Source organism: Levilactobacillus tongjiangensis (assembly GCF_003946345.1).
In the GTDB taxonomy this organism is placed as follows: Bacteria; Bacillota; Bacilli; order Lactobacillales; family Lactobacillaceae; genus Levilactobacillus; species Levilactobacillus tongjiangensis.
On sequence record NZ_RHNY01000035.1, the window covers coordinates 1 to 5,052 of the forward strand.

Genomic DNA, 5,052 nt, shown 5'->3' on the forward strand with positions numbered 1-5,052 from the left:
TTCGCGTAGCGACGTCCTATCCTCGCAGGGGGCGATCCCCCAACTACTATCAGCGTGCTGAAGCTTAACTTCCGTGTTCGGCATGGGAACGGGTGTATCCTTCAGGCTATCGCCACTACACTATGAAAGAACTTCTTCTCTCAAAACTAGATATTATTCAATTATTTCCTCTGAGAACACCACGTTTTACAACTTGGTTAAGTCCTCGACCGATTAGTACTGGTCCGCTCCACGCCTCACGGCGCTGCTACTTCCAGCCTATCTACCTGATCATCTCTCAGGGGTCTTACTTCCATATAGGAATGGGAAATCTCATCTTGAGGCGAGTTTCACACTTAGATGCTTTCAGCGTTTATCTCATCCATACATAGCTACCCAGCGATGCGCCTGGCGGCACAACTGGTACACCAGAGGTATGTCCATCCCGGTCCTCTCGTACTAAGGACAGCTCCTCTCAAATTTCCTACGCCCGCGACGGATAGGGACCGAACTGTCTCACGACGTTCTGAACCCAGCTCGCGTACCGCTTTAATGGGCGAACAGCCCAACCCTTGGGACCGACTACAGCCCCAGGATGCGATGAGCCGACATCGAGGTGCCAAACCTCCCCGTCGATGTGGACTCTTGGGGGAGATAAGCCTGTTATCCCCAGGGTAGCTTTTATCCGTTGAGCGATGGCCCTTCCATACGGTACCACCGGATCACTAAGCCCGACTTTCGTCCCTGCTCGACCTGTCTGTCTCGCAGTCAAGCTCTCTTCTGCCTTTACACTCAGCGAATGATTTCCAACCATTCTGAGAGAACCTTTGGGCGCCTCCGTTACTTTTTAGGAGGCGACCGCCCCAGTCAAACTGCCTACCTGACACTGTCTCCCACCACGATAAGTGGTGCGGGTTAGAGTGTTCACACAGCGAGGGTCGTATCCCACCAGCGCCTCACTCGAAACTAGCGTTCCGAGTTCTACGGCTCCGACCTATCCTGTACAAGCTGTGTCAACACCCAATATCAAGCTACAGTAAAGCTCCATGGGGTCTTTCCGTCCTGTCGCGGGTAACCTGCATCTTCACAGGTAATATAATTTCACCGAGTCTCTCGTTGAGACAGTGCCCAGATCGTTACGCCTTTCGTGCGGGTCGGAACTTACCCGACAAGGAATTTCGCTACCTTAGGACCGTTATAGTTACGGCCGCCGTTTACTGGGGCTTCATTTCTGGGCTTCGCCGAAGCTAACTCATCCACTTAACCTTCCAGCACCGGGCAGGCGTCAGCCCCTATACGTCATCTTACGATTTTGCAGAAACCTGTGTTTTTGATAAACAGTCGCCTGGGCCTTTTCACTGCGGCTGCACTTGCGTGCAGCACCCCTTCTCCCGAAGTTACGGGGTCATTTTGCCGAGTTCCTTAACGAGAGTTCACTCGCTCACCTTAGGATACTCTCCTCGACTACCTGTGTCGGTTTGCGGTACGGGTAATTAATCACTAACTAGAAGCTTTTCTCGGCAGTGTGACATCTGGCACTTCCCTACTAAAATTCGGTCCTCGTCACGCCTTGTCCTTAGCGATAAGCATTTGACTCATCACCAGACTTGACGCTTGAACGCACATTTCCAATCGTGCGCATACCGTAGCCTACTGCGTCCCTCCATCGTTCAAACATGATTAACTAGTACAGGAATATCAACCTGTTATCCATCGCCTACGCTTCTCAGCCTCGGCTTAGGTCCCGACTAACCCTGGGAGGACGAGCCTTCCCCAGGAAACCTTAGTCATTCGGTGGATCAGATTCTCACTGATCTTTCGCTACTCATACCGGCATTCTCACTTCTAAGCGCTCCACTAGTCCTTGCGGTCTAGCTTCATTGCCCTTAGAACGCTCTCCTATCACGCGACCTAATGGTCGCATCCATAATTTCGGTAACATGCTTAGCCCCGGTAAATTTTCGGCGCAGGATCACTCGGCTAGTGAGCTATTACGCACTCTTTAAATGGTGGCTGCTTCTGAGCCAACATCCTAGCTGTCTGTGCAACTCCACATCCTTTTCCACTCAGCATGTATTTAGGGACCTTAATTGATGGTCTGGGCTGTTCCCCTTTCGACGGTGGATCTTATCACTCATCGTCTGACTCCCGGATATAAATCAGTGGCATTCGGAGTTTATCTGAATTCAGTAACCCATGACGGGCCCCTAGTCCAAACAGTGGCTCTACCTCCACGATTCTTAACTCCGAGGCTAACCCTAAAGCTATTTCGGAGAGAACCAGCTATCTCCAAGTTCGTTTGGAATTTCACCGCTATCCACACCTCATCCCAGCATTTTTCAACATACACGGGTTCGGTCCTCCAGTGCGTTTTACCGCACCTTCAACCTGGACATGGATAGGTCACCTGGTTTCGGGTCTACGTCAACTTACTGCAACGCCCATTTCAGACTCGCTTTCGCTACGGCTCCGATCTTTACATCTTAACCTTGCAAATTAACGTAACTCGCCGGTTCATTCTACAAAAGGCACGCTATCACCCATTAACGGGCTCTAACTAATTGTAGGCACATGGTTTCAGGAACTATTTCACTCCGCTTCCGCGGTGCTTTTCACCTTTCCCTCACGGTACTGGTTCACTATCGGTCACTAGGGAGTATTTAGCCTTGGGAGATGGTCCTCCCGGATTCCGACCACGTTTCACGTGTGTGGCCGTACTCAGGATCCTGAACTGAGGGTCAACGATTTCATCTACGGGGGTATCACCCTCTATGCCGTGCCTTCCCAGACACTTCGATTATCATTGACTTTGGTAACTCAAATGTTCAGTCCTACAACCCCAACGAGCAAGCTCGTTGGTTTGGGCTGTTCCCCGTTCGCTCGCCGCTACTTAGGGAATCGATTTTTCTTTCTCTTCCTGTGGGTACTTAGATGTTTCAGTTCCCCACGTCTGCCTCAACTTAAGTATGTATTCCCTAAGTTGTAATAGTTGGTTAAAACTACTGGGTTTCCCCATTCGGAAATCTCCGGATCAAAGCTTACGTACAGCTCCCCGAAGCATATCGGTGTTAGTCCCGTCCTTCATCGGCTCCTAGTACCAAGGCATCCACCATGCGCCCTTCATAACTTAACCTAACGATTACTTCGTAATCGTTGATTAATTGAGTATTAGCGATATAAACTAATTAAAAAAACTCAAAATACGCGGTGTTCTCGGTTTAATTATCTTTAATAAAAATAATTAATAAGAAAATAATTGATAATATCTAGTTTTCAAAGAACAAGTTAGAGAGGTAAGCCCCTCAAAACTGAACATTGTTTCGTCAAAGTATGTGTAGCCTCCGTATATTCCTTAGAAAGGAGGTGATCCAGCCGCAGGTTCTCCTACGGCTACCTTGTTACGACTTCACCCTAATCATCTGTCCCACCTTAGACGGCTGACTCCCGAAGGTTATCTCACCGGCTTTGGGTGTTACAAACTCTCATGGTGTGACGGGCGGTGTGTACAAGGCCCGGGAACGTATTCACCGCGGCATGCTGATCCGCGATTACTAGCGATTCCAACTTCATGTAGGCGAGTTGCAGCCTACAATCCGAACTGAGAACGGCTTTAAGAGATTAGCTTAGCCTCACGACTTCGCGACTCGTTGTACCGTCCATTGTAGCACGTGTGTAGCCCAGGTCATAAGGGGCATGATGATTTGACGTCATCCCCACCTTCCTCCGGTTTGTCACCGGCAGTCTCACCAGAGTGCCCAACTTAATGCTGGCAACTGATAATAAGGGTTGCGCTCGTTGCGGGACTTAACCCAACATCTCACGACACGAGCTGACGACAACCATGCACCACCTGTATCCATGTCCCCGAAGGGAACGTCTTATCTCTAAGATTTGCATAGTATGTCAAGACCTGGTAAGGTTCTTCGCGTAGCTTCGAATTAAACCACATGCTCCACCGCTTGTGCGGGCCCCCGTCAATTCCTTTGAGTTTCAACCTTGCGGTCGTACTCCCCAGGCGGAGTGCTTAATGCGTTAGCTGCGGCACTGAAGGGCGGAAACCCTCCAACACCTAGCACTCATCGTTTACGGCATGGACTACCAGGGTATCTAATCCTGTTCGCTACCCATGCTTTCGAGCCTCAGCGTCAGTTACAGACTAGACAGCCGCCTTCGCCACTGGTGTTCTTCCATATATCTACGCATTCCACCGCTACACATGGAGTTCCACTGTCCTCTTCTGCACTCAAGTCTCCCAGTTTCCGATGCACTTCTCCGGTTAAGCCGAAGGCTTTCACATCAGACTTAAAAGACCGCCTGCGCTCGCTTTACGCCCAATAAATCCGGACAACGCTTGCCACCTACGTATTACCGCGGCTGCTGGCACGTAGTTAGCCGTGGCTTTCTGGTTAAATACCGTCAACTTCTGAACAGTTACTCTCAGAAGTGTTCTTCTTTAACAACAGAGTTTTACGAGCCGAAACCCTTCTTCACTCACGCGGCATTGCTCCATCAGACTTTCGTCCATTGTGGAAGATTCCCTACTGCTGCCTCCCGTAGGAGTTTGGGCCGTGTCTCAGTCCCAATGTGGCCGATTACCCTCTCAGGTCGGCTACGTATCATTGTCTTGGTGGGCCTTTACCTCACCAACTAACTAATACGCCGCGGGATCATCCAAAAGTGATAGCCGAAACCATCTTTCAAACAAAAACCATGCGGTTTTTGTTGTTATACGGTATTAGCACCTGTTTCCAAGTGTTATCCCCTGCTTCTGGGCAGATTTCCCACGTGTTACTCACCAGTTCGCCACTCGCTTCAATGTTGAAATCAGTGCAAGCACGTCAATCAACGGAAGCTCGTTCGACTTGCATGTATTAGGCATGCCGCCAGCGTTCGTCCTGAGCCAGGATCAAACTCTCATCTTATAGATGATGTGCTTGAATAGCTCATCGATTGTTGTTACATTTTTAAAAGCGAATTGACTTCGCAAATATTGTTTGGGTTTGATACCAAGTATCAAACCGCCCTACACATATTTGGTTTGTCGAAACAATGTTCAGTTTTCAAAGGTCTACC

General features: G+C 49.5%; 3 rRNA genes. All 3 read right to left on the reverse strand.

The features are described 5' to 3' along the window. Positions 1-3: 3 nt before the first annotated feature. Positions 4-120: ribosomal RNA gene (gene rrf, locus EKM75_RS12520) — 5S ribosomal RNA — on the reverse strand. A gap of 73 nt (positions 121-193) precedes the next feature. Next, positions 194-3,112 (reverse strand): 23S ribosomal RNA (locus EKM75_RS12525). 223 nt (positions 3,113-3,335) lie between these two features. Further along, positions 3,336-4,901 (reverse strand): 16S ribosomal RNA (locus EKM75_RS12530). Together the 16S, 23S and 5S rRNA genes form the textbook arrangement of a ribosomal RNA operon. Between the last annotated feature and the right edge of the window lie 151 nt (positions 4,902-5,052).